This window comes from Streptomyces sp. NPDC127595 (assembly GCF_042671685.1).
Lineage (GTDB): Bacteria > Actinomycetota > Actinomycetes > Streptomycetales > Streptomycetaceae > Streptomyces.
On the sequence record NZ_JBHXWK010000007.1, the window covers coordinates 187,834 to 212,379 of the forward strand.

21 protein-coding genes, 1 other RNA gene and 1 pseudogene are annotated in these 24,546 nt (G+C 70.5%); 10 read left to right on the plus strand and 13 right to left on the minus strand.

The window, feature by feature from the left end:
• Window positions 1-559: 559 nt before the first annotated feature.
• From ACFVKT_RS23430 to ACFVKT_RS23455, 6 genes and pseudogenes are all read right to left on the minus strand, one after another.
• Entirely contained in the window at window positions 560-1,042 is a 483-nt protein-coding gene (locus ACFVKT_RS23430) for a hypothetical protein (protein WP_385734499.1), read from the minus strand.
• 273 nt (window positions 1,043-1,315) lie between these two features.
• Window positions 1,316-1,921: a hypothetical protein gene (locus tag ACFVKT_RS23435; protein WP_385734501.1), complete on the minus strand. Its 606-nt coding sequence runs from the start codon at window positions 1,919-1,921 to the stop codon at window positions 1,316-1,318.
• Between the two features lie 207 nt (window positions 1,922-2,128).
• A complete protein-coding gene (locus ACFVKT_RS23440) occupies window positions 2,129-2,986 on the minus strand; it encodes a hypothetical protein (RefSeq protein WP_385734503.1) in 858 nt (285 codons plus the stop codon).
• 497 nt (window positions 2,987-3,483) lie between these two features.
• Window positions 3,484-3,888: RNase P RNA component class A (gene rnpB / locus ACFVKT_RS23445), an RNA gene on the minus strand.
• A gap of 118 nt (window positions 3,889-4,006) precedes the next feature.
• A pseudogene (locus ACFVKT_RS23450) lies at window positions 4,007-4,786 on the minus strand (DMT family transporter); the annotation flags it as partial.
• Window positions 4,783-5,700, minus strand: a complete 918-nt coding sequence (locus ACFVKT_RS23455) for an AraC family ligand binding domain-containing protein (RefSeq protein ID WP_385734505.1) — start codon at window positions 5,698-5,700, stop codon at window positions 4,783-4,785. The pseudogene ACFVKT_RS23450 and the gene ACFVKT_RS23455, both read right to left, overlap by 4 nt.
• Before the next feature lie 115 nt (window positions 5,701-5,815).
• On the opposite strand from ACFVKT_RS23455, the gene ACFVKT_RS23460 reads away from it, so the two are divergent.
• Window positions 5,816-6,634, plus strand: coding sequence for a MerR family transcriptional regulator (locus ACFVKT_RS23460; RefSeq protein WP_385734507.1), 819 nt, complete (start codon window positions 5,816-5,818; stop codon window positions 6,632-6,634).
• Window positions 6,631-7,257, plus strand: a complete 627-nt coding sequence (locus ACFVKT_RS23465; protein WP_385734509.1) for a hypothetical protein — start codon at window positions 6,631-6,633, stop codon at window positions 7,255-7,257. Before ACFVKT_RS23460 ends, ACFVKT_RS23465 begins: the two co-directional genes overlap by 4 nt.
• On the opposite strand, the gene ACFVKT_RS23470 is transcribed toward ACFVKT_RS23465, so the two are convergent.
• Window positions 7,208-8,728, minus strand: a complete 1,521-nt coding sequence (locus ACFVKT_RS23470; protein ID WP_385734511.1) for an RNB domain-containing ribonuclease — start codon at window positions 8,726-8,728, stop codon at window positions 7,208-7,210. The genes ACFVKT_RS23465 and ACFVKT_RS23470 overlap by 50 nt on opposite strands.
• Window positions 8,729-8,828: 100 nt before the next feature.
• Between ACFVKT_RS23470 and yaaA the strand changes: the two genes are divergently transcribed.
• Together yaaA and ACFVKT_RS23480 are read left to right on the plus strand one after the other, a co-directional pair.
• The gene (gene yaaA / locus ACFVKT_RS23475; RefSeq protein WP_385734513.1) at window positions 8,829-9,629 is read left to right on the plus strand and encodes a peroxide stress protein YaaA; all 801 of its coding nucleotides are present in this window, start codon (window positions 8,829-8,831) and stop codon (window positions 9,627-9,629) included.
• 175 nt (window positions 9,630-9,804) lie between these two features.
• Window positions 9,805-10,449 (plus strand): bifunctional 4-hydroxy-2-oxoglutarate aldolase/2-dehydro-3-deoxy-phosphogluconate aldolase, encoded by a 645-nt coding sequence (locus ACFVKT_RS23480; protein WP_385734515.1) that lies wholly within the window; start codon window positions 9,805-9,807, stop codon window positions 10,447-10,449.
• On the opposite strand, the gene ACFVKT_RS23485 is transcribed toward ACFVKT_RS23480, so the two are convergent.
• Genes ACFVKT_RS23485 through ACFVKT_RS23495 form a run of 3 tightly spaced genes read right to left on the minus strand, consistent with a single transcriptional unit; the run spans window position 10,446 to window position 13,560 of the window.
• Entirely contained in the window at window positions 10,446-11,915 is a 1,470-nt protein-coding gene (locus ACFVKT_RS23485; RefSeq protein WP_385734517.1) for a bifunctional RNase H/acid phosphatase, read from the minus strand. The two genes, ACFVKT_RS23480 and ACFVKT_RS23485, sit on opposite strands and share 4 nt — an antisense overlap.
• A 53-nt stretch (window positions 11,916-11,968) precedes the next feature.
• Window positions 11,969-12,712 (minus strand): zinc ribbon domain-containing protein, encoded by a 744-nt coding sequence (locus tag ACFVKT_RS23490; protein ID WP_385735014.1) that lies wholly within the window; start codon window positions 12,710-12,712, stop codon window positions 11,969-11,971.
• Window positions 12,709-13,560: a Nif3-like dinuclear metal center hexameric protein gene (locus ACFVKT_RS23495; RefSeq protein WP_385734518.1), complete on the minus strand. Its 852-nt coding sequence runs from the start codon at window positions 13,558-13,560 to the stop codon at window positions 12,709-12,711. Before ACFVKT_RS23495 ends, ACFVKT_RS23490 begins: the two co-directional genes overlap by 4 nt.
• 244 nt (window positions 13,561-13,804) lie before the next feature.
• Here ACFVKT_RS23495 and ACFVKT_RS23500 point away from each other — a divergent pair, with 244 nt between their 5' ends.
• Together ACFVKT_RS23500 and ACFVKT_RS23505 are read left to right on the plus strand one after the other, a co-directional pair.
• The gene (locus tag ACFVKT_RS23500) at window positions 13,805-15,082 is read left to right on the plus strand and encodes a hypothetical protein (protein ID WP_385734519.1); all 1,278 of its coding nucleotides are present in this window, start codon (window positions 13,805-13,807) and stop codon (window positions 15,080-15,082) included.
• Between the two features lie 45 nt (window positions 15,083-15,127).
• The gene (locus ACFVKT_RS23505) at window positions 15,128-15,280 is read left to right on the plus strand and encodes a hypothetical protein (RefSeq protein WP_385734521.1); all 153 of its coding nucleotides are present in this window, start codon (window positions 15,128-15,130) and stop codon (window positions 15,278-15,280) included.
• A gap of 104 nt (window positions 15,281-15,384) precedes the next feature.
• Here the strand turns inward: ACFVKT_RS23505 and ACFVKT_RS23510 are convergent, their stop codons facing one another.
• The 3 genes from ACFVKT_RS23510 to ACFVKT_RS23520 all read right to left on the minus strand — a co-directional run bounded on the left by ACFVKT_RS23510 (window position 15,385) and on the right by ACFVKT_RS23520 (window position 18,396).
• Entirely contained in the window at window positions 15,385-16,323 is a 939-nt protein-coding gene (locus ACFVKT_RS23510) for a 3-oxoacyl-ACP reductase (protein ID WP_385734523.1), read from the minus strand.
• Between the two features lie 37 nt (window positions 16,324-16,360).
• Window positions 16,361-17,437, minus strand: a complete 1,077-nt coding sequence (locus ACFVKT_RS23515; protein ID WP_385734524.1) for a Zn-dependent alcohol dehydrogenase — start codon at window positions 17,435-17,437, stop codon at window positions 16,361-16,363.
• Window positions 17,438-17,520: 83 nt separating this feature from the next.
• Window positions 17,521-18,396 carry a MaoC/PaaZ C-terminal domain-containing protein gene (locus tag ACFVKT_RS23520; protein WP_385734526.1) on the minus strand — a complete coding sequence of 292 codons (876 nt, stop codon included), beginning with the start codon at window positions 18,394-18,396 and terminating at the stop codon, window positions 17,521-17,523.
• A gap of 357 nt (window positions 18,397-18,753) precedes the next feature.
• Between ACFVKT_RS23520 and ACFVKT_RS23525 the strand changes: the two genes are divergently transcribed.
• From ACFVKT_RS23525 to ACFVKT_RS23540, 4 genes are all read left to right on the plus strand, one after another.
• Window positions 18,754-20,019 carry a sensor histidine kinase gene (locus ACFVKT_RS23525; RefSeq protein WP_385735016.1) on the plus strand — a complete coding sequence of 422 codons (1,266 nt, stop codon included), beginning with the start codon at window positions 18,754-18,756 and terminating at the stop codon, window positions 20,017-20,019.
• Between the two features lie 103 nt (window positions 20,020-20,122).
• A complete protein-coding gene (locus ACFVKT_RS23530; protein WP_385735018.1) occupies window positions 20,123-20,755 on the plus strand; it encodes a response regulator in 633 nt (210 codons plus the stop codon).
• Window positions 20,756-20,866: 111 nt separating this feature from the next.
• Window positions 20,867-22,525, plus strand: coding sequence for a hypothetical protein (locus tag ACFVKT_RS23535; protein WP_385734528.1), 1,659 nt, complete (start codon window positions 20,867-20,869; stop codon window positions 22,523-22,525).
• A 196-nt stretch (window positions 22,526-22,721) separates the two neighbouring features.
• On the plus strand, window positions 22,722-24,461 hold the full coding sequence (locus tag ACFVKT_RS23540) for an MFS transporter (RefSeq protein ID WP_385734529.1): 1,740 nt from the start codon (window positions 22,722-22,724) through the stop codon (window positions 24,459-24,461).
• The last annotated feature ends 85 nt before the right edge of the window (window positions 24,462-24,546 follow it).

A 24,546-nucleotide genomic window follows, 5' to 3' on the forward strand; every position in this document is an offset into this window, starting at 1 on the left:
GGGCTGTTGCGGAGCGACATCCACAACCGGTCGGACACACGACGTGTCAGGCCGGTGTGCACGTGGGAGGTCGCGTCTCGCACTCCCAGGGAGTACGCACGCGCGTCGCACCAGAAGGGACATCCCCATCCGACGTGAGCCGGATGAAGTTCGGTGTCACCTGCCCCCTCTGCCGGTTCGTCGTACTGAAGCATTGCCGCATGCTGGATCCGCAGGGTGTGCAGACGAAGCACTTGGCTCTCCACGTCACGGATGTGGGCGCCGAGCCCATCGAGGTCCAGCTCGGCGCTGCCGCCCTCGCAGTACACCCACACCTCCGGCCGAGGACCGTGAGACCCAGCCTCGTGTTCGTGCAACCAGGCGAGGGTGTGCCGTGAGCATTGTCTGCGGAGCACGCCCGTCCGAACCGGCCGGAGTCCTCAGCTCCGCCGGGGCGCCCAGGTGAGCGCCCCGGCGGTCGTCTACGCAGTTCTCCACGCACCAATCCGGGCATCGGCGCGGAGCCTGTGGCCCCTGCGTTCCTTCCTTCTCCGTGTCGTCGATCATCTCCGGTTCCCTCTCATGCCGCCCTCGGCAACGCGATCGCCATGTCGTCCAGATCCCTGTACACACGGAAGTCGCCGTCGCCGGGTCGCCTGCCGAGCCGCTGGACGATCAAGGAACCGGCGAGTCCCCACCCACGACCTGTCACGGGACGGCGCTCACACCCGACGAGGAGCAGTCCGTCTGTCCCCGGCGCCACGAGGCCGTCGGCCATCGCGACTGCCAGCACCGTCGTGAAGCCCCAAAGATCGGCCCGCACATCCGTCGGCAAGTCGGCCCTGACAAACGCGCAGGGTCTTGGCACACCGTTTCTGTACGGAGCGGTCGCCACCGCGCCCAGACCATCCGGTACCGGACCGTCCGAAGGCAGGATGTCTCCGGCCTCGCCACCGAGATGGTCGGTGATGACTTCTCTGAGGGCGAGGATGACCTCACGGTCCGAGCGCCAGCCGCTGCGAGGCTCCCATTGCGGTCCCTGGAACTGGTCCAGGAAGCTCATCGCCGTCTTCCTCCGGCCAGGGCCGCGTCCTTGTGCGGCGGAGGAATGCGGCGGAAACCCAGTTCGGGTCGCCTCGTCCTCAGAATTAGGTGAGAGAACTCGCCCTGACGGGACGGCTCTCCCATGTGCAGCACTTCGGCGGCCATGTACAAATCCACCACGGTCGGCAGCGCACGCAGTTCCCGCACGACGCCTTCCGGACAGGCCAGATGGTCTGACGCATCGTTGCCTCCACAGAGGAATTGTTTCGCAGAGTTCTGGATGCACGTCATGTCAGGCTGCCTCTGTCAGATCCGTGACAGCCAGGCAGGACGGCAGATCCGGCTGCCCGTGGGCAGAACCCGGGACGAGGAGATAGCGAGCAAGGCGCTCCTCGGCGACCGTCCGCCGAATGCGGCACGCGGTGTATCCGAGGCCGAGACGTCGAGCGGCCGCGGCCAGACCTTCGCCCTCCATACGCGTCCGGCCGATCAGCTCCGCCTCCTCGGCGGTCACGGCCCCGGCGCGGACTGCTCGTTCCAGAACGAGGTCCGGATGGCCGGGGGCAGAGTGCCGAGCATGAAGCATCCAGCGATCAAGCAGAGGAACCGCTCGCACCCCGCCCGTGTACAGGGGCCGGGCTCGGAGGCCCCGGCGGTAGCCGGCCCACCAAAGCCGTGATGCCACAGCGCCCGCGTCGACATCGATGGTCCTGAGCTCGTCCAGAAAGCCCTCGATCACTTCGGCTTCGGCATCGAGGAAGGGCGGTCCGCCTCCCCGCACCACTCGGGCTGCGGCCCCCCGCAGGCCCGGAGCCATCATCCACACCGCGGCGAGCGGCCAGTCGCCTCCGTCACACTGTGTGCGGAAGACCAGTTCGGCCCACACTTCGTCTCTCACGGCATAAGGCGTGGCACGGTCCAGGAGTCGTGTCCGGAGTTCTCTCAACGGGCACCGATGCCGCGAGAGTTCCCTTCCGATCTCGATGTCGATACCGCTCACGTCCAAGGCGAATTCCGCTGATTGGGACTCCAGGTTCCGAAAGGCCGCCTCGACTGAATCCAACGGCGCCCACTCACCGGCCCATGGCATGCGAGATTTCCTTCCTCACGCCGCGACCGGGCCGGCGCTCAGCCGGGAGGTCTCGCTCTGCGATTGCGTCACTGGCCCCCGCTGCCGCCGAGACCTGTGCATGAGGGGCGACGCAAGTTCATCGCCGGTTCCTGACAAGGTGAGGCCCGTCGCACTTCGGGCCAAGTGCTCGGCAACTCGCCGCTCCGCTCTGCCGCGCCGTTTGCTGCATGCCTGATAGCTGATGCCAAGGCGCCGCGCCGCAACCGCAAGCGGCTCCCCTTCGAGCCGGGTGCGACCGATCAGATCGCTTTCGGCCTCACTGATGACCCCTTCCTCGCACAGCCTCAGCAACGCCAGGTCCGGATGACTGGGAGCATGGGGCTCGGCAGGAAGGCATTCGCCGAGGTCGGGCACAATGAGCCCGGTGGCGTCCTGGTCGCTCCGACAGGCGCGATTCGCCCCTCGGAAAGCCGCCCACCACAGCCGCTGCGCCAGTCCGCCGGCCATCGGATCAGCCCTGTCCAACTCGGCCAGGAAGCTGACGACTGCTTCGGCGTCCAGGTCGTCCCAATCCCGGCGCATCCCGCCTGCGTGCCTCCTGTTGATGCCCCGTAGTCCCGGCAGCATCATCCCGATCGCGGCCAGCAACCACATTTCCCGTTCAGCGGCTCCTTGAGCACAACAGGCAATGGCCCGCCAGACCGCGTCCCGTGCCGCCGGTTCGGAACTTGCCAAAAGTCGCGACCTCACCTCGTCCAGAGGCATCGGCCCGGGCGAAGCATCTGGCGCCAACAACGCGCCATCCAGCGTAAGCGGATTCGGGTCGGCGGTGAGTGTATGGAAGGCGGTTTCGACTCTGTCCAGCAGTGAGCGGTTCACGGCAGGCGGCATCGCCTATCTCCCTACGGATTCCCTCACGGCACCGGGAGGTCTGCGCCCCCGATGATCACCCCACTACATAAGACCCTCCCCTCCTCTCATTTGAGACAGAGAGAAATAAAATTCACATTTTGAATCGAATAATAGTTAAGCAAGACGGAAGTTGATCGATTCAAAGATCAAATATGAGCGAGTAGATCACTCAGGGGCAGAGGCCACTGTGCGCTAGTCAAGGCTCAAAGGCACAAAAGTCGGGCTGTGTGAGAGGTACCACTCAGAAGCAGCCGCACTACACGCTCAGGCATCGCGGCGCCCCACTCGGATATCCGAGCTCGACGGCCACATCCGACAGGTCAGGGCCCGTCAGCACCAATGTCCGGCCCCACGATTCATGGCTACGTACGTAGCCATCCGACATCAACCGGTACGGAAGGGGGTTTGATCAAACCCCCTTGCTCCCGGCAAGAAGGCCACTGAGATGCAAGGAACTGGCCATAGACCCTGAGCGGCAGACGAGTCGGGCTATACGCCGGGTTCTGTCGCCCGGTCGCCTCGCGGCGGCCGGGGAGACGGCCATCCATCTAGGGCCGGCGTTGCCGCCGGCCTCGTGCGGTCTACCCGCGGACTCGGGCGGGCAGCCCTCGAACGTCCGCGCAGAAACACCGGGGTGTTTCCTTTTGACCTTGCTCCGGGTGGGGTTTACCTAGCCGCCTGAGTCGCCTCAGGCGCTGGTGGTCTCTTACACCACCGTTTCACCCTTACCGGGGACCGAAGTCCCTGGCGGTCTGTTTTCTGTGGCACTGTCCCGCGGGTCACCCCGGGTGGCCGTTAGCCATCACCCTGCCCTGTGGAGCCCGGACGTTCCTCGGGAAGCACCCCCGAAGGGGACTTCACGCGGCCGTCCGCCCGGCTCGTCTGCCGTGTCGACCATGGTACCGGGCGTACGGCTCGCCTTGGGCCCGAGGCCGCCGTGGCCAGGAAGGAGCCCGCCAGGATCAGGGCGAAGGACGCCGCGACGGCAGCGGTCAGGGACTCGTCCAGGAAGGTCACGCCCGCCGCCACCGCCACCGCCGGGTTGACGTACGTGAAGACCATCGCCCGGGTCGCGCCGGCCTCGCGGATCAGTTCGAGGAAGGCGACGAAGGCGAGGGCCGTGCAGATGACGCCCAGGCCCGCGAGGGAGGCCAGGACCGATGAGGAGGGGACCTCGGAGGGCCAGGTCAGGGCTGCCGCGGGGGCGTACACCAGGGCCGCGAGCAACAGGCACGGGGCTATCAGCTGGAGCGTCGGGACGGGCTTCAGGTAGTGCGCGACGATCAGGGGCGCCGTCGCGTAGCCGATGACGGTGACCAGCATCTCCGCCAGGGAGCGGGCGTCGCCGCCGGTGAGGTGCGGGACGGTCAGGACGGAGACGCCTGCCAGGCCCAGGCCTAGGCCGGTGAACCGCCGGGCGCCGAGCCGCTCCGTGTCGCCGAAGAAGCGGGCCAGGACGACACCGACGATCGGTACGCCCGCGATCAGCAGGCCGGCCGTGGAACTGGACAGATGGCGCTCCGCGTCCGTCAGGGTCCACCACGGGCCGATGATCTCGATGACGGCGAAGGCCAGCATCGGGCGCCAGTGCGTCCGTACGACGCGGAACAGGCCCCCTTGCCGTATGGCGAAGGGCAGCAGGAGCGCGGCACCTAGCGCGCAGCGCGTGAAGACGACCATCGACGGGGAGACCCCGTCCACCGCCACTTTGATCATCAGGTAGGGGATGCCCCAGAGGACTCCCATCAGGGAGAAGAGAAGCCAGCCGCGTGCAGTCATGGGAGCAGTCTCGGCCGCGGCAACGGGCTTGTCTTGAACGCTGTTGCGCTTCGCCTTCGCGGTCGATCGCGGAGCTGGAGCACCGGGAACACACTCGTGCGGTACGCCGCCGGAGTCACCCCCAGCACCCGGCGAAACCAGCGCGTCAGATGTGCCTGGTCCGCGAAGCCCACCAGGCCGGCCACCTCGGCGGGGCGCCGCCCGGCCTCAAGCAGCCCGCGGGCCCGTTCCACCCGGTGCTGGGCGAGCCAGGCGTACGGCGGCATCCCCATCGTCGTACGGAAGGCGCGGAGGAGTTGGTAGCGGGAGAGACCGAGGTCGGCGGCGAGGTCGGCGAGTGAGGGCGGGCTCTGCAGTTCGTCGGCGAGGCGGTCGCGTACGGCGTGCGCGATGTGGCCCGCTCCCGGGATCTCGTCGCACACCGGGCGGGCCGTGGAGTGGCGGCGGGCGAGGGCCGTGAGCAGCCACGGTATGCGGGACTCGGCCTCCAACGGGTCGGGGCAGAGAGCGAGTTCGGTGTGTGCGGTGCGCAGGGCCGCGGCCAGTTCGGGGTCGTCGAGGAGCGGTTCGCGGAAGTGCGGCAGGGTCAGGGTGCCCTCGGCGAGGAGGGCGGCGTCCGGGTACATCGCGCGGTACGCGTAGCCCTCGCAGGCCGCGGGCCCACCCGTGTGCGCCTCACCGGGGGCGAGTACGACGATCGATCCCGGTCCGGTACGGATCCGGCCGCCGCGGTAGTCGATGAGCTCGGCACCGTCGACACAGACCCCGACGGTGAACTCCGCGTGGGCGTGCGGGGCGTACCGGTGCCGGTCGAAGCGAGCGGTCAGCAGATCGAGCGAGCCCCCGTCCCGCCCGAGGGTCGCCCTGGTCCAGAGCGCCTGCTCACGTCCGCCCACCCCGTACTCCTCCGCCATCTCGCGTCACTGTCAGGGGTGGAACACCTGAGCGACCCGCTTCCATGCCGCAAGCGAGTTACGAGGTCAGAGCGTCGCTTGACCCTGCCGCAACGTCAACGTTTCTACTGGGGTCATGCGGATCGGAGAACTCGCCACGGCTGTCGGTGTCACGACGCGGACCGTGCGGCACTATCACCACCTCGGGCTGCTGCCCGAGCCGGAGCGGCGGCCGAACAGGTACCGCGAATACGGGCTGCGGCACGCCGTCGTCCTCGCCCGGATCCGGCGGCTGACCGAGCTGGGGCTCGGGCTCGCCGAGGTGCGGGACGTGCTTGCGGATGACGCGGGGCGCGAGCTCGCCGAGGTGCTCGAGGAGCTGGACGAGGATCTGGCGCGGCAGGAGGAGGCGATCAGGGAGCGGCGGGAGCGGTTGGCTGCGCTGATGCGCGACGGGGTGTCCGCCGAGGGGCCTCTCTCCCCCGAACTGGCCTCGCTGTTCCGGGAGATGGCCGGCGGACCCGAGTCGCCCATGGCCGCGAAGGACCGCGAGATGCTGGCGCTCATCGAGACCGCGGCGTCCCCGGAGGAGCGGCAACGGCTGCTGGCCGCGCTGCGCGACGCGTTCGAGGCGCCGGGCGCGGTGGAGCGGGCGCACGAGGTGTACGCCCTGCTCGACGCGCTCGCGGACGCGGATCCGGCCGACCCGCGCGTGGAGGACGCCGCGCGGGCCATCGCCGACCGTCTGCCGGACGCCCTGCTGCCCGGGAGCAAGGTGGACGGCGACAGCAGTTTCCTGCGCGCCTTCTACGCCGATTTCGCACCGGCCCAGGCAGAGGCGCTCCGCCGCACCATGCGGATGGTCGCGGAGCGACAGCAAGAACAAGAACAAGAACAAGATCAACCGTCACAGTCACAGCCACAGCCACAGCCACAGCAAAGGAGTGCGCCTTGAAAGCCACGTACGGACTCCTACGACTACTGCGGCGGCTCCTCGCGCACGAGTTGCGGCTCCTCGCCAGCCTCGGGCGGTGGGTGGCCCGGCGGCCGCCCCACGGGGTGGGTGACGGGCGCGGGTTCGGGTACGCGCGCGGGCAGGCCGCGATGATGTTCGGGCTCGCGTTCGTGTGCGTCGTCGAGACCGTCGGCATGTCCGTGCTGCTGCGTGACTGGCCGCGCGTGGAGCGGGTCGTTCTCGTCCTCGACGTCTACACCGTCGTCTTCCTGATCGGGCTGTACGCGGCCTGCGTCACCCGGCCGCACGTGCTGGACTCCACCGTCCTGCGGGTGCGCAACGGCGCCCATGTCGACCTGCGGATACCGCTGGAGGACATCGCCTCCGTACGCCGTGAGGTGCGTTTCACCCACGAACGGGAAGAGGGTGAACTGAACCTCCCGGTGGGCGCGCAGACCGAGGTGACCCTCGAACTCGCCACCCCGGTAAGGCACTTCACCTTCCTGGGCCGCGAACAGGTCGTACATCTCGTACGTCTGCACGCGGACGATCCCGACGAACTGATCCGGAGCCTCACGCGGGCGCGAACCGTACCTTCGCCGCTCCCGGGTCAGCCTGTGTGAGCCGTACCCGCAGCCGTTCACCCAGCGGCAGCGGTGCGGGCCCGCCCACCAGTCGGGCGAACACCGCCGGAGAGTCCAACTGCACGGTCCCGACAGTGGGTTCACGTTCCTGTACGTCCACCACGCAGCCGTCGAAGACCTCGCCGATCCGGTCCTTGAGCAGTGCGGCCTCGACGATGTCGACGCACTCGCGCTCGACGGTGCCCTGGCGCCGGGTGCCGTCGGCCATCTCCTTGGGGAGTTCGTTCAGGGCGGCCAACACCCAGTCGGGGGGCGGCTGTTCGGCGACGGCCGCGAGGCAGATCTCGGAGGCGTAGCGGTCGGCGAGGCGGCGGAGCGGGGCCGTGCAGTGGGCGTAGGGCGCGGCGACGGCGGCGTGCGAGGTGACCTCCGGGAGGACGCCGTCGCGGAAGACCGTGTAGCCCGCGCCGCGCAGCAGCGTCGTGCACTCCTGGAGGAAGGCGGCGTGGTGGGGCCGGTGCGGGTCGAGGGAGCGGATGAGCTGCGCGTAGGAGACGTGGTGCGGCCAGTCGATGTGCAGGGCCTTGGCGGTACGGCGGAGCCGCCCGACCGCGCCGTCGGGTGCGGCGGGGAGGGTGCGCAGGACGCCGGTGCCGTGGGCGAGCATGAGGTTGGCCGCCGCCATCCCGGTGAGCAGGGAGATCTGCGCGTTCCAGCCGTCGGCGGGGAGCGGGGCGCGGTAGGCGAGTTCGTACATCCCGTCCTCCTCGACCAGCCCGTCCTTGTCGACCAGCCCGTCCTTGTCGACCCTCCCGTCCTTGTCGACCCTCCCGTCCTTGTCGACCCTCCCGTCCTTCTCGACGATCTCCTGCTCGGGCACGTTGAGCGAGATCCCGCCGCGCTCCACTTCCAAAGCCTCGCGCAGCAGCCCGATGGCCTTCAGCAGCGCCAGCGGCTCCTCGGCCGTCCCGTCGTCGATCCGCCGTTGTACGTCCGCGTAGTCGAGCTTGGCGCGGCTGCGTACGAGGGCACGGCGTACGTCGGTCGTCTCGGTGCGGCCGTCCGCGTCGAGGTCGAGCGTCCACAGCACGGCCGGGCAGGTCTGGTCCGGGAGCAGGCTGGCGGCGCCCTCGGAGAGCTGGGCCGGGTGCAGGGGGACCTTCTCGTCCGGGAAGTACAGGGTGGTCACGCGGCGGTGGGCCTCGGCGTCCAGGGCGCCGCCGGGTGCGACGAACGCGGCGACGTCGGCGATGGCGTACCGGACGCGGAAGCCGCCCGGGCGGCGTGACAGGTGCATCGCCTGGTCGAGATCCCTGGACGTCGGCGGGTCGATGGTGAAGAGCGGGATGTCCGTCGCGTCGTAGGAGGGGAGGCGGGGTGGCCGCGCGGCTTCTTCGAGTACGTCGGGCGGGAAGCCCTCGGGCACGTCCAGCTCGGTACGCAGTGCGCGCAGGGCGGCCCGCAAGGGGGCCTCTGCTGCGCCGGTGACACGGATACGACGGCCAGGCATGGGTCGAGCGTAGGCCGCGCCGCGGCGGGCGGCACTCCGGGCGCGTTCCGCGTACCCCTTAGGCTTGCCCGGGCCAGATCCACCGTAGGGAGATACCACCGTGCTCGTGCTGCTGCCGCCCTCCGAAGGCAAGGCCCCCTCCGGCCGGGGAACCGCGCTGAAACTGGAGTCGCTGTCGCTTGCGGGGCTCACCGAGGCGCGTCAGGCGGTCCTCGACGAGCTGGTCGAGCTGTGCATGGGCGACGAGGAGAAGGCCCGTGAGGTGCTCGGGCTGAGCGAGGGCCTGCGCGGCGAGATCGCCAAGAACACGGAGCTGCGGACGGCGGGCGCGCGTCCGGCCGGGGAGATCTACACGGGGGTCCTGTACGACGCCCTGGACCTGGCCTCGCTCGACCCGGCGGCCAAGCGCCGCGCGGGCCGCTCGCTCCTCGTCTTCTCGGCGCTGTGGGGCGCGGTCCGCGTGACCGACCGGATCCCCCCGTACCGCTGCTCGATGGGTGTGAAGCTGCCCGCGCTGGGGGCGCTGGGCGCGCACTGGCGTACGCCGATGGCCACCGCGCTCCCCGAGACGGCCGGCGGCGGGCTCGTCCTCGACCTGAGGTCCTCCGCGTACGCGGCCGCCTGGAAGCCGAAGGGCGAGGTCGCCGAGCGGACGGCGACCGTACGGGTGCTGCACTCCCAGCTCGTGAACGGCGTCGAGAAGCGGTCCGTCGTCAGCCACTTCAACAAGGCGACCAAGGGAAAGATCGTACGCAGCCTGCTCACGGCGGGCGCGGCTCCCAAGGGTCCGGCGGAGCTGGTGGAGGCGTTGCGGGATCTCGGGTACGCGGTGGAGGTCCTGGCGCCGGGCAGGGCGGGGAGGCCTTGGGCGCTGGACGTGGTGGTTACGGAGATTCACTGAGCCGCCGAGGTCAGTTGAACTCCCGACCACGTCAGTTCAACTCCCGCCTTGTCAGTTCAACTCCCGCCTCGTCAGTTCAACTCCCGCCTCGCCGGCTGAACTCCCGCTTCGCCAGTCGTTGCAGCATGTGCAATGACCTTTGCGCATGCTGCGCACCCCGGGCAGGATGAGCGGTATGACTTCGCCGCTGCCCTCATCTCCGTATGCCTCCGTGCTGGACCTCGCGCCGGTCGTCCCCGTCGTCGTGATCCAGGACGCCGCCGACGCCGTGCCGCTCGCGCGGGCGCTGGTCGCGGGCGGGCTGCCGGTGATCGAGGTGACGCTGCGGACACCGGCGGCGCTCGACGCGATCCGGGCGGTGGCGGCGGAGGTGCCGGACGCGGTGGTGGGGGCGGGGACCGTGCTGTCGCCGGCCCAGGTGACTCAGTCCGTGGACGCCGGGGCGCGCTTTCTCGTCAGCCCCGGCTGGACGGACGTACTGCTCGCCGCGATGGAGGGGTCCGGGGTGCCGTTCCTGCCGGGGGTGTCCACGACGTCGGAGGTCGTGGCGCTGCTGGAGCGGGGGGTGCGTGACATGAAGTTCTTCCCGGCGCAGGCGGCGGGCGGTACGGCGTATCTCAAGTCGCTTGCGGGGCCGCTGCCGCAGGCACGGTTCTGCCCTACGGGCGGGATAGGCCTCGCCTCCGCACCGGAGTACCTTGCCCTGCCCAACGTCGGCTGTGTGGGCGGGAGTTGGATGCTTCCCGAGGATGCGGTCGCGGCACGGGACTGGGGGCGGATCGAGTCGCTGGCGCGGGAGGCGGCGGCGCTGCGGCCCTAAGCCGGAGCCTCCCTGAGGTGGGAGGTGTCGTTGAAGACGCGCAGGCTCGCGTTGCCGTCCGCGTAGTACGCCACCGCGGAGAGGGAGGCAGCGGACAGTTCCATCCGGAACAGGGACTCCGACGGGGCGCCGATCGCGAGGCGTACGAGGGTCTTGATCGGGGTGACGTGGGTGACGAGCAGGACGGTGCGGCCCGCGTACGCGGCGATGAGCTTGTCGCGGGTGAGGGCGATTCGGTGAGCGGTGGCCTCGAAACTCTCGCCGCCGCCGGTGGGTTCGACGTCCGGTGAGGCGAGCCAGGCGTTGAGGTCGTCGGGGTAGCGCTCCCGTACCTCGCCGAATGTCAGGCCCTCCCAGGCGCCGAAGTCCGTCTCTCGCAGGCCGTCCTCGATGACTACGTCGAGCCCGAGGCGGGTGGCTACGGCCGCGGCGGTCTCGCGGGTGCGGGTGAGGGGGGACGCCACGATGGCCTGGATCGTGCCGCGTGCGGCCAGCGCGGCCGCGGCTCGCTCGGCCTGGCCCCGGCCTACTTCCGAGAGGGCCGGGTCCGTGCCGCCGCTACCGGAGAAGCGCTTCTGGGGGGTGAGGGGGGTCTCGCCGTGGCGGAGGAGTACGAAGGTGGCGGGGGCGCCCATGTCCGGGGCCGAGCCCCAGCCGGTTGACGGCGCCGTCGTGGCCACGTTGCGCGCGGCCCGCACGTCGGCATCGGCCTTCGCGGCTGCGCCGCCGGGAGTCTTCACAGTGCGGGCCGTGGGGGGCTGGTCGCGCAGTTCCCCGCGCCCCTCAACGGGCGCTCCCCCACCCGACACTTCAGCAGCCCCGCCGCCGGATGACGAGGAGCTGCCGGGAGTCTTCACAGTGCGGGCCGTGGGGGGCTGGTCGCGCAGTTCCCCGCGCCCCTGAAGGGGCGCTCCCGAACCCGGCGTCTTCAGGGCCGCCCGCACCCTGGCCGCACCCGCCGTCGCGTCCCCCGGCGGACCCGACGGCTCGGGCGGCGCAGAGCGTGCCGCCCTCGCGTCCAGTTCCGCCGTCGAAGTCGACGGCGACCACCGCTCGCCCCGCTTCCCCGCATCCATCGCCTCGTTGGCGAGCCGGTCGGCGTGCTTGTTGCTCTCGCGGGGGATCCACTCGTACGTCACCTGTGAGGGCGGGAGGATCCGTGCGGCCTCCGCTGCGAGGGGCTTCATGTCGGGGTGTTTGATCTTCCAGCGGCCCGACATCTGCTCGACCACGAGCTTGGAGTCCATGCGGACCCGGACGGAGGCGGCTGGGTCCAGTTCGCGGGCCGCCCTGAGGCCGGCGATCAGCCCCCGGTACTCCGCGACGTTGTTGGTGGCGATGCCGATGTACTCGGCGGCCTCCGCGAGCGTTTCCCCGGTGGTCGCGTCGATGACCACGGAGCCGTAGCCCGCGGGTCCCGGGTTGCCCCGGGAACCGCCGTCGGCCTCGACGATGAACTCCCGCACCGCACAAGCTCCTTACAGACTCACAGACTTACAGACTCACGGGCCTACCGGCCTTACAGGCCTGACTCGGACGTGCGCACCAGGATGCGGCGGCAGTTCTCGCAGCGGAGCACGGTGTCCGGGGAGGCGGCCTTCACTTCGTTGACCTCGGTGATGTTGAGCTCCAGGCGGCAGCCCTCGCAGCGGCGCTGGTAGAGGCGGGCCGCACCGACGCCGCCCTGCTGCTGGCGCAGCTTGTCGTAGAGCTTGAGGAGGTCGGCGGGGACGGAGCCCGCGATGACCTCGCGCTCCTTGGTCGCCGTGGCCGCCTCGCTGTCGAGCGACTCGAAGGAGGCGTCCCGGCGCGCGGTCGCGTCGTCGATCTTCGACTGGACGGAGGAGACCCGCTCGGTCAGCTCGGCGGACCGCTCCTGCGCGGACTCGCGGCGCTCCATGATCTCCAGGACGACGTCCTCCAGGTCGCCCTGCCGCTTGGCGAGGGAGGTGATCTCGCGCTGGAGGTTCTCCAGGTCCTTGGGCGAGGACACGGCGCCGGAGTCGAGGCGCTTCTGGTCGCGGACGGCGCGCTGGCGCACCTGGTCGACGTCCTGCTCCGCCTTGGTCTGCTCGCGGGCGCAGTCACTGTCCTCGGTCTGTGCGGCGACGAGCAGGTCACGCAGCTGGATGAGGTCCTTGTTCAGCGACTCGATCTCGGCGTGCTCGGGAAGCGACCTGCGCTTGTGCGCCAGCTGCTGGAGGCGGGCGTCGAGGGACTGGACGTCGAGGAGTCGGATCTGGTCGGCGGGCGCGGCGTTCAGTTGGGGGCTCCTGATGTGTCGGTGGTCGAGGCCGCGTGGGCGGTCCAGGGGTCGGTGACCGTCTTGGAGACGTGGACGCGCAGTCCCCATCCCTTCCGGTCGGAGATCTCGTCGAGCTGGGCGGCGGCCAGCTCGCACCAGGGCCACTCGGTGGCCCAGTGCGCCGCGTCGAGCAGCGCGAGAGGACTGTGGGCGCGGGCCTCGCTCACCGGGTGGTGGCGCAGGTCCGCGGTGAGGAAGGCGTCGACGCCGGCGGCGCGTACGTCGTCGAAGAGGCTGTCGCCGGAGCCGCCGCTGACCGCGACCGTCCGCACCAGCGCCTCGGGGTCCCCCGCGACGCGGATGCCCTGCGCGGTGGCGGGCAGCCGCTCGGCGGCGCGCGCCGCGAACTCACGGACGGTCAGCGGGTGGTCCAGCTCACAGACGCGGCCGAGGCCCCGCCGGCCGTCAGGGTCGGTCGGGTCCGGCACGAGGGGCCGTACGACCCGGAGGTCGAGCGCGCCCGCGAGGGCGTCGGAAACTCCCGGGTCGGCGCGGTCGGCGTTCGTGTGGGCGACGTGCAGGGCGATGTCGTTCTTGATCAGGGTGTGCACGACGCGGCCCTTGAAGGTGTCGGCCGCGACCGTCGTCGTACCGCGAAGGTAGAGCGGATGGTGGGTGACCAGCAGGCCGGCGCCCAGCTTCAGTGCCTCGTCGACGACGTCCTGGACGGGGTCGACGGCGAACAGGACGCGCGTGACCTCCTGGTCGGGATCGCCGCAGACGGTGCCGACCGCGTCCCATCCCTCGGCCCGCTCCGGAGGCCAGAGGGCGTCGAGCGCGGCGATGACTTCAGACAGACGGGGCACGAAGAAAGGCTACCTGGCTCACGCCGGTCCCCCACCGGCCGCGGGCGACTCCGCCGGGACCCCCGGCGACGCACCCACCGCGGTCACCGCGCTCCCGCCACCCGCCGCCCGTCCCGTTCAGCACATCCGCCCCCGTTTCCTCAGGCGAATCTCGACATAGCCACCCTTATGTGTGAAGCGTCCGCCCGCCGGTCCCACGCCCGTGCGTACGAAAACTAGCTTCGTGGCCGGAGGTGACCGAACGATGACGGCCTGTGCCACCGAACCCGGGAACGAGGCGGCTGCGAACGAGCGGGCCGCCCGCCCTGCCTGCGTGATCACCGCGGACGGAACGTACGCGGCACGCCTCGCCCTCGACGGCGAGTCCTGGTATCCGGAGCGCTGGACTCTGGACGGCCCCGAGCCGTACGCCGTACCGCTGCCCGCCCACCAGCCGGAGGAGCCCGGCACCGAGGTGCTGCCGCTGACCGACGGACGGGTGCTGATCCATCGTGAGACGGACGGGCGGCACGCGTTCTCGCTGCTCTATCCGACCGGGCCCGGCACCGGTGAGCTGCCGCTCGGCGCGGTGGAGTGTCCGGACGAGGGGACCCTGCTGCGGCTGCTGCCGCCCGCGCCGGACGGGGCTCACGCGTACGCCCTCGCCGTGGGCCGGGGGTCAACAGCGGTGTGGCAGGTGGCGGGCGGCGCCTTCGGGCCCGAGCATCTGGCCGAGGTGCCGGGCCGCTGCTCGGGCGGGGTGTGGCTGGACGGCACCGGACGCCTGCTGGCCCTGGACCGCTTCCAGGACGGCCACACCAAGACGGTCGTCGTCGATCTGGAGCGCGGCGGCGAGGTGTCCCCGCTGCTCCAGATCGCCGAGAACAGCAACGACCGGCTGCTCCTCGCGGACCCGGACAGCGGACTCATCCTGATCCGTTCCGACGCCCCGTCCCCGGGCCACGACCGGCTCGGCTGGGGTGTCCTCGGCAGCACCCTGCCGATCCGCTTCCCGGAGAGCCTCCATCTGGCCGACCGCGCGGTGACCCCCTTCGCGATCCAGCCCCGCCAGGTGCTGATGCCGGAGAACTGCGCGGTCGCCCTGCGCATCGACGGCCCGGCCGGCACCTGGGTGGGCCTGTGGCGCCCATCGGAACGACAGGTCCACCATCTCCCGGCGCCCGAGGGGTGGTTGACGGGGGCGGGTCTGTGGAGCAGCGAGGGGGTGCTCCAACTTCCTTACGCGACGGGGTCGGTGGCGTACGGGGTGGCGAGGGTGCAGGCGCCCGCGCAACCGGAGCCGGCTCCCCAGGAGCGGGTGACTCCCCGCCCGATCCCCCTCCAACAGGCCCCTCTGAGCGGACGGAAACTCTCAGCCCGTCCGGCGGTTGAGGACGAGGCTGTCCAGGCCGAAGGGGGGTCTGGGGGCACAGCCCCCAGGAACGGGCCGGGCAGGGTCGGCGGGGGCGAAAAAAGCACACCCACAATGACCACGCCCGCCGACAGCACACCCGCCGAAGCCCCCGCCCTGACCGCCGGTTAGAATCCCCCGGCACAAGAAGGATCTTGTCTACGGGGTGAACACAAGATGAGCGACACCAGCACCATGGAAAACCCGGTCACTGACACCCGGGCCGAGGGCCACGGCAGGCACCGCGGCCCGGTGGTCTCCGGCGGGGAAGCAGAGGCGACCCCGCAGGGCCGCCACCGCAAGCCGTCCGACCAGGGCAACCCGGCCTGACGACGACAGGCCGCAGTCAGAACCGGTAACCGGCTACACCACGGCCCCGCCCGCTGCACAGCGAGCGGGGCCGTTCCGTGCGCCAATTGCCCCCGCGAGGAGGGCTATCCGCGCCTGAGCCCCAACACCTCCGCCGCCGCGAACGTCTCCCCCGTCGGCCGCTCGGCGTAGTGCGGGCTGAGCAGCGCGTCCAGTTCGTCGTACGTGAAGGTGTCCTGCTTGCTGTCGAACTTGGCTGCCACCCGCGGGCGTTCGACGATCGCGACCATGCCGCCGTGCACGACGAGAAGCTGACCGTTGACCTGCGCGGCGGCGGGCGAGGCCAAGTAGCCGACGAGCGGGGCGACATGCTCGGGGGCGAGCGGGTCCAGGCCGTCCGCGGGCTCGGCGAATCCGGCGAAGACGTCCTGGGTCATACGGGTCCGGGCGCGCGGGCAGATCGCGTTCGCTGTGATGCCGTACTTCGCGAGAGCCAGTGCCGTGGAGGTGGTCAGCCCGACGACTCCGCCTTTGGCCGCCGCATAGTTGGGCTGTCCCGCCGAGCCGGCGAGGAACGCCTCCGAGGAGGTGTTGACGATCCGCCCGTACACCGGGCCGCCCGCCGCCTTGGACCGCGCCCGCCAGTGCGCGGAGGCGAAGTGGGTGGTGTTGAAGTGGCCCTTCAGGTGCACCCTGATGACAGAGTCCCACTCGTCCTCCGACATCGAGAAGACCATCCGGTCGCGCAGGATGCCCGCGTTGTTGACCAGGATGTCGAGCTTCCCGAACTCGGTGACCGCCAACTCGACCAGTGCGCGCGCCTGTTCGTGGTCGGAGACGTCACCGGTGTGGGCGACGGCACGGCCGCCCGCTCCGCGGATCTCGGCGGCGACCTCCTCGGCGGGGGTGGCCGACGCCTCGCCGGAACCGTCCCGGCCCGGCCGGCCGTAGTCGTTGACGACGACGGCCGCGCCGAGTCGGCCGAGTTCGAGCGCCTCGGCACGTCCGAGCCCACGCCCCGCGCCGGTGACGACCGCGGCCAGCCCCTCAAGTGGCAGTGACATCAAGGTCCTTAGAGGTCGCGAAGAAGATGTGGCCGGGTCAGATCTCGATGCACGTACGCAGCGCCGTGCCCGTCCGCATCTGGTCCAGCGCCTCGTTGATCTCGGTGAGCGGCACCCGGTGGGTGATCAGGCCTTCCAGGTCGATGCGGCCCGCGCGCCACAGGGCGACGGTCCGCTCGTAGGAACGCAGGACGTCTCCGCCGCCGTACATCGAGGGCAGGATCCGCTTCTCGTCGAAGAACAGCTCGAACATGTTGAGCTGGAGGAAGTCGTCCATGGCGCCCGCGCCGACGATGACGAGGGTGCCACCGCGCCGGGTGTTCTCGTAGGCGGTGCGGGCGGTGGCGGAGCGGCCGACGACCTCGAAGACGTAGTCGAAGCCCTCGCCGGCGGTGATCCGCTGCTTGGCGTCGGGGAGTTCGTCCGGGGAGACGGCTTGGGTGGCGCCGAACCTCAGCGCGGCCTCGCGGCGGGAGGCGACCGGGTCGACGGCGACGATCTCGGCGGCGCCCTTGAGCCGCGCGCCCTGGATCGCGGAGATGCCGACGCCGCCGCAGCCGATGACGGCGACCGACGAACCGGCTTCCACGTCCGCGGTGTTGAGGGCCGCGCCGAGTCCGGTGGTGACCCCGCAGCCGATGAGGGCGGCGATGTCGAAGGGCACGTCGTCGGGGATCGGCACGGCGCATCCGGCGTCTACGACGACCTCCTCGGCGAAGGTGCCGGTGCCGGCGAAGCCGAACACATCGCCGCCGGGGCGCTTGAAGTTGGGGGTGCCCGCGTTCATGAACCCGGCCAGACACAGTTCGGTCTGGCCGCGCTTGCAGGCGGGACAGATCCCGCAGGCAGGCAGCCAGCAGACGACGACCCGGTCACCGGCTTTGACGTTCGTGACGCCCTCGCCGACCTCGACGACCTCGCCGGCGCCCTCATGTCCGGGCACGAACGGCGCGGGCTGCGGCAGTATGCCGCTCATCGCCGACAGGTCCGAGTGGCACAGCCCCGTGGCCCGCACCCGGATCCTCACCCGGCCGGGACCGAAGCCCACCGCCTCGATGTCGTCGAGGACTTCCAGCTTGTCCTGGCCTATCTCGTGCTGTACGGCTGCGCGCATGGTGCGGCTCCCCTCAGGAAGGACGTCGGGAAGGACGTCACGGAGATAGTCACGGAGGTACGTCACGGAAGTACCTACGGCAGTCAGGCGTGCTCAACGACCGTGTCGGCGAGGACCGGAGCGTCGTCCCGCTCCACCGCGCTCACCGCCACCTGTACTCCGCCGGGGCGCCGCCACATCCGGATGCGGAGGGTCTCGCCGGGATGGACGACACCGGCGAAGCGGGTCGTGTACGAGCGGACGCGGGCCACGTCCCCGCCGAGCAGCGTGTCGACGACCGCCTTGAGCGTCATCCCGTACGTGCACAGCCCGTGCAGGATCGGCCGGTCGAACCCGGCGAGCTTGGCGAACTCGGGGTCGGCGTGCAGCGGGTTCCAGTCGCCGGAGAGCCGGTAGAGGAGGGCCTGGTCCTCGCGGACGGGGCGTTCGACTTCCTTGTCCGGTGGCCCTGTTGGCGCTTCGAGGCGGGCGGAGGGACCGCGGTCGCCGCCCCAGCCGCCTTCGCCCCGTACGAAGATCTGGGCGTCGTTCGTCCACAACGGGCCCTCGGTGTCGGTGACTTCGGTGCGCATGACGAGGATCGCGGCCTTGCCCTTGTCGTACACCGCGGCGATCCGCGAGGTGGCCGTCGCCCTGCCCTCGACCGGGATCGGGCGGTGCAGGGTCAGGCTCTGACCGCCGTGCAGGACGCGGGCGAGGTCGACCTCGACGCCGGGCATGGAGAGGCCGCCGATCACGCCCGGGCGGCCCGCGCCCGCGACGGTCGCGAAGCTCGGCAGGACGTGCAGCCTGGACTCCAGGGTGTAGCGCAGCTCGTCCGGGTCGGTCGCGGGGCTCTCCTTGTCGGGATTCGCGCCCGCGCCGAGGCCGAGGTGGTAGAGCTGGACGTCCTTGTGACCCCAGACGATCTCTCCCGTCCGGGGCTCGGCGGCGAGGGCCTTGGCGGCATCGATGGGCATGGGGCTCCTGGTCACTCGAGATCGCCGGCAATCGGTCGTTGGTCTCTCTGATCGCCTGTGAAAACCTCGGTGCGGCCGTCCGCACCGGCGGCCGCACCGAGGTCGACGCTGGGCCGTGGAACCCGCCTCTTCTAGAACGCGTTCCAGTCCGGCGACCCCTTGTATAGCCCAGCACCCGGTAGTTGTGAAGACTCCTGACACCATGTCAGATAGGGCCGGGATCGACGAGCCATGACATTTGTCCCGCCCAACTCCTTACAAACACCTCTGCCGAACGGCGCCACCGGTCCGTAGCGTCGCCCTTATCGCATTCGACGAGGGGGAAACGCGATGGCCGGGACGAAGACGAAGACGAGGATGAGGAAGAAGACGACGACGACAAGGACGAGGAAGGGGAAGAGGGACTGTCGCAGCACCACGCTCGGGAAGTCCGGGGAGTCGCGGCACGACGACATGGGCCACCCGCCCAGCGGCCTCGCGCTGCTGCCCTGGCTGCTGATGGGCATGGGCGCGTTCTCCAACCTCGTCCAGGGCAAGACGCCGAACCCCTGGATCGGCGGCCTTGGCCTGGTCGCCTTCAACTCCCTCTACATCCACGTGGTGTTCCGCGCCTTCGCGAAGGAGTGGCGGGAGGCCCGCTCCACCCGGGTGGCTCTCATCCTGATGGCACTGCTGACCTGCGGTCTCGCCATCGGGTACGGCGACACCTGGCTGTGGTTCTTCCCGCTCCTCGGCCTGGCCGTGGGCTCGGTGGTCAGGGGCAAGCCCCTCGGCCGGGTCGCGGTCGGCCTGAGCGTCCTCGCGGGTGCCATCGCCTGGTTCCACGAGGGCTGGGCGGCGGTGAACATCGCGTACGGCACCCTCCTGTCCACCGCGGTGACCGCCGCGATCCTGTCCCTCTCCGACGCGGTACGTGAACTGCGCGCCGCCCGCGAGGAGTTGGCGCGCCGCGCGGTCGAGAAAGAGCGGCTGCGTTTCTCCCGCGACCTGCACGACCTGCTCGGCCACACGCTCTCGGTGATCGTGGTGAAGTCGGAGGCGGCCCGCAGGCTGGCCCACCGCGACCTGGGCGCGGCCCTCGTCCAGGTCTCGGACATCGAGTCGGTCGGCCGCCAGGCCCTCACCGAGATCCGCGAGGCGGTCACCGGCTATCGCGAGGGCAGCCTCGACACGGAACTGGACGGCGCCCGCTCGGCGCTCGCCGCGGCCGGAGTCGAGCCGGCCGTCCGCCGTTCGGGCACACCTCTCGCGCCCCAGACCGAGGCCCTTATCGGCTGGGTGGTCCGCGAGGCCGTCACCAATGTCGTACGGCACAGTGGCGCCACGCACTGCGACATCACCGTCGACAGCACCGCCGAACGCGTCCGCCTGACCGTCACCGACGACGGCACCGCCCCCGCCATCTCCCAGGAACCCGGTACCGGTACCGGCATCAAGGGCCTCACCGAACGCCTCGCCGCGGCGGGCGGCTCACTGGAGGCGGGGCCCGGTTCGCGCGGCGGGTTCACGGTGTCGGCCGAACTTCCTGTGGAGCCGCCGGATCCGATGGGCGTGGCGGATGCGGCGGATGCAGTGGACTCGAGAGAGCCCGGGGAACCTCAGTTGGTCAGCCACCGGGGGTAGCACGATGCGCCGGCCGGGCGCCGTGACGGTGTTCCGGTGTCCTCGCCCTGGCCGCGAAGCTCCTGCGGAAGCCCCCGAGCCATACTCTGACCCCGTGAACGAGATGCCCCGGGACCATCGGCCCGCCAAGTCCATCCGCGTCCTGCTCGCCGAGGACCAGGGGATGATGCGGGGCGCGCTCGCTCTGCTGCTTGGCATGGAGGCGGACATCGAGGTGGTGTCGCAGGTGTCGGCGGGCGACGCGATCGTGGACGCGGCGTTGACCTACCGGCCCGATGTGGCGCTGCTGGACATCGAGTTGCCGGGGATGAGCGGACTGGACGCGGCGGCCGCACTGCGGGACGAGGTGCCCGACTGCCGGGTACTGATCCTCACGACCTTCGGGCGCCCCGGGTATCTGCGGCGGGCCATGGAGGCGGGGGCGGCGGGGTTCCTCGTCAAGGACGGGCCGGTGGAGGAACTCGCCCAGGCGATCCGCCGGGTGCTGACCGGCGAGAGCGTCATCGATCCGGCGCTCGCCGCGGTCGCGCTGAGCGCCGGGCCCAATCCGCTCACCGCCCGCGAGTGCGACGTACTGAACGCCTCGGTGGACGGCGCCACCGTCGCCGACATCGCGGCCAAGCTCCACCTCTCCGAGTCGACCGTCCGCAACTACCTCTCCTCCGCCATCGGCAAGACGAGCACGCGCAACCGCATGGAGGCGATGCGCGAGGCACGACAGCAGGGGTGGCTGTGACTCCACCGGGGCCATACTCCACCGGGGCCATAACGCCGCCACGGACGTAACTCCGCCATGGCCGTAACTCCGACCTTGGGCTGTCAGTGGCGCTCGTTAACATCCCGGAGCATGACCTCAGACTCGCCGACGGGCTACCGCGTCATCACCGCCACCGAAGCGGAGGAGCTGTTCGGCCTGTCCGCCGACGTCAGCCATCCGTTCCAGGACTTCGCGGACGAGCAGGAGATACGGCTGTACGAGGGCGGGCTGGCGGTCGCGGGCAGCCTGGCGGCGGAAGCGGACGGCGACTGGGTGCCGTACAACACGATCGTGGCCGGAGATCTGACGGTCGGCGGCGACCTGGAGTGGTGGGACTCGGCGAGCGGCAACTTCCTGCTGGTCACCGGCAGTCTGCGGGCCCGCAATGTGCTGCTGTCCGGCTGCCCCGACGTGGTGGTGCGGGGCGACCTGACCGCGTCCGGCACCGTCCAGGGCAGCTACGGCGACGACGGCGGATACCTCGCCGTGGCCGGCGACACCCGCGCCGGGACCGTCATCAGCACCCTCTACTTCAACATGCACTTCACAGGGCAGCTGGATGCGCTGCTCATCGCCGACCCCCACCGCACCAACCGGCCCGTCGACTTCACCGACGAAGAGCTGGACGACCTCGTCCTGCCCGGGCTCCTCGACAAGGACGACACCGCCGACGAGCACGCGATCAGCGCCGCACTGCGTGCGGGACAGCCGGTCCTGCGCCCCGGCATCCGCCCCAGCCATCTGGCGGCGCTGGACGAACTCGACGCCCTGCTGCCGCGCGCCGAGGAGATCACCGAGCTCGACCTCTCCGGCCGTAAACTCCGCCAACTCCCCGAGCAGCTCTACGCATTCCCCCACCTGCGCGTACTATCCCTCGCCGGCAACGACGCCACCGGCAGCCTCGCCGGCCTCGACGAGCGCATCGGTGACCTGACCGCCCTGGAAGAGCTCGACCTCTCCGGGATGGGGCTGACCGGCCTGCCCGAGTCCACCGGGCGGCTGCGCAACCTGCGCGTCCTGAACATCTCGGGCAACGACTTCACGGCGCTGCCCGAGCGGCTCGGCGACCTGCCCCGGCTCGAAGTGCTCCGCGCCGCCCACCTGAGCTGCCCGGTCCCCGACACCGTCGCCCGCCTCGGCACCCTGCGCGAGCTGGACCTGTCGAACCTGCAACCCGGCGAGTACGACTCCCTGGTCGCCTTCCCGATGCCCGTGACCGGGCTGACCGCCCTGCGCTCCCTCAACCTCTCGCACGTCTTCCTGGAGACACTCCCGGACGAGCTGCTGGCGCTGACCGCCCTGGAGGAACTGGATCTGCGCGGCTCCCTGTCCGCCCTGCTCCCGCGCCTGCCCGACCTCGCGAAACTGCCCCGCCTGCGGGTCCTGCGGCTGCCCGGCAACACCCCCTGGTCCTTCCAGCCCGCACCCGGCCGCGAGCTCCTCTCCGGCATCTGGCAGATCACGACCCTGGAACACCTGGAGATCGGCCACTGGGGCAAGCAGACCGTCGGCGACCATGTCGTACGCACCCCCTTCACCGCGCTGCCCGACGACGCGTTCTCCCGTATGCCGGGGCTGCGCCGCATCGACCTGTCCTTCAACGAGCTCAGCACCCTGCCCGAGTCGTTCTTCCGGCTCCAGCACCTCGAAGCGGCCGACCTGCGGTACACCGCCCTCGACCGGCCGACCGCCGACCGTCTGCGCACCGTGTTCCCCGACCTCGGGCAGGACCTGCGCAACCCGTCCTGAGGCACCGGTCGGCGGAAGATTCTCGAACGTAGGTTTTATTCTGATGCCGGGTCAGATCTTCATGCGTAGGTCAAGAATTCGTTAGCGCGCCGAAGTATCGGAATAGTTGCCCGGGCACACCGGGTTCACCTTGCACGTATCCCGCACGGATCGTCCACCCCCGTTGCTCTCTCTTCCGGCCTGGAGGCCCCACGTAATGACGCACACGACGACCGAACAGCCCACCCGGAGGCCGAGCGGCGCGATCGTGCCGGTGCTGGCCTTCGCGGGCATCGTGGTCGCGGTGATGCAGACCCTGCTGGTGCCGGTCATCAAGGACCTGCCGGAGCTGCTCGGCACCACGCCCAGCAACGCCACCTGGGTTCTGACCTCGACCCTGCTCGCGGGAGCCGTGGCCACGCCGATCATGGGCCGGCTCGGTGACCTGTACGGCAAGCGGCGCATGCTGCTCCTGAGCCTGTCCGTGATGGTCGTGGGCTCACTGATCGCCGGCTTCACCAGCCAGCTCCTTGTGATGATCGTCGGCCGTTCCCTCCAGGGCTTCGCCATGGGTGCGATCCCGCTGGGCATCGGCCTGATGCGCGACATGCTGCCCCGCGAGAAGCTCGGCAAGGCGATGGCCCTGATGAGCTCCTCGATCGGCGTCGGCGGCGGACTCGCACTGCCGCTCGCGGCCCTGGTCGCGCAGCACGCCGACTGGCACGCCCTCTTCTTCCTCGCCGCGGGCCTCGGCGTCCTCTCCATCGGCCTCACCCTCGTCGCCGTACCGGAGTCCCCGATGCGCGCGAAGGGCACCTTCGACGTCCTCGGCGCGATAGGACTCTCCGCCGGCCTCATCCTCTTCCTGCTGCCGATCACCAAGGGCAGCGACTGGGGCTGGACCTCGGTCACCACGCTCGGCCTGTTCGCCGCGGCGGCCGTCGTCCTGCTCCTGTGGGGCGTGATGGAGCTGCGCGTGAAGGCCCCGCTGGTCGACCTGCGCACCACCGCCCGCCGCGCGGTGCTGTTCACCAACCTCGCCTCGATCATGGTCGGTGTCGCCTTCTACGCCGTCTCGCTCGTCCTGCCGCAACTGCTCCAGCTCCCGAAGTCCACCGGCTACGGCCTCGGCCAGTCGATGGTCGTCGCGGGCCTGTGCGTGGCGCCGCTGGGCCTGACGATGATGTTCACGGCGCCGGTGTACGCCAGGATCTCCGCCAAGTACGGCCCCAAGGTCACCCTGATCCTCGGCATGCTGATCATCGCCATCGGCTACGGCGCGGGCCTCGGCCTGATGAGCGCCGCCTGGCAGACCATCATCATCGCGGTGGTCCTGGGCGCCGGTATCGGCCTCGCGTACTCCTCGCTCCCCGCGCTGATCGTCGGCGCGGTCCCCGCCTCGGAGACCGGCGCGGCGAACGGCCTCAACACCCTGATGCGTTCGATCGGTACGTCGGTGTCGAGCGCCGTCATCGGCATGGTCCTGGCGAACACGGCCGACAACGTCGGGGGCGTCGCCGTGCCCACCATGCACGGCTTCCGGGTCTCCTTCATGATCGCCACGGGAGCGGTGGCCGTCGGCCTGCTGATGGCCCTCTTCCTCCCCCGCGGCCGCCCGGTGACCGCACCGCGGCTGCGCGCCAGCAGCCAGGAGGACGCCGCCCTGGAGCGGGCCCAGGAACTGCTCGGCGGCTTCCGCGGCCGGGTCCTCGACGCAGGCGGCGACCCCGTCGCCCGCGCCAAGGTCACCCTCATCGACCGGCGCGGCCGCCAGGCGGGCGCCACGCTCTCCGCCGAGGACGGCAGCTACGCGCTCGCCGTACCCGCCGAGGGCCCCTACGTCCTGGCCGCCAAGGCCACCGGACACGGCCCGCTCGCCTCCTCGGCGACCCACGCCGGGGACGACCGCACGGTCGACGTGGACCTGGCGCTGCCGGGGAAGACCGTCCGGGCCTGACCTGTCGTACGCCGTCCACCCCACCCCCGTAGCCCCGGGCGCCGGGGGTGTGGTGCACCATGGGGCGCCCACAGACACGTACAAA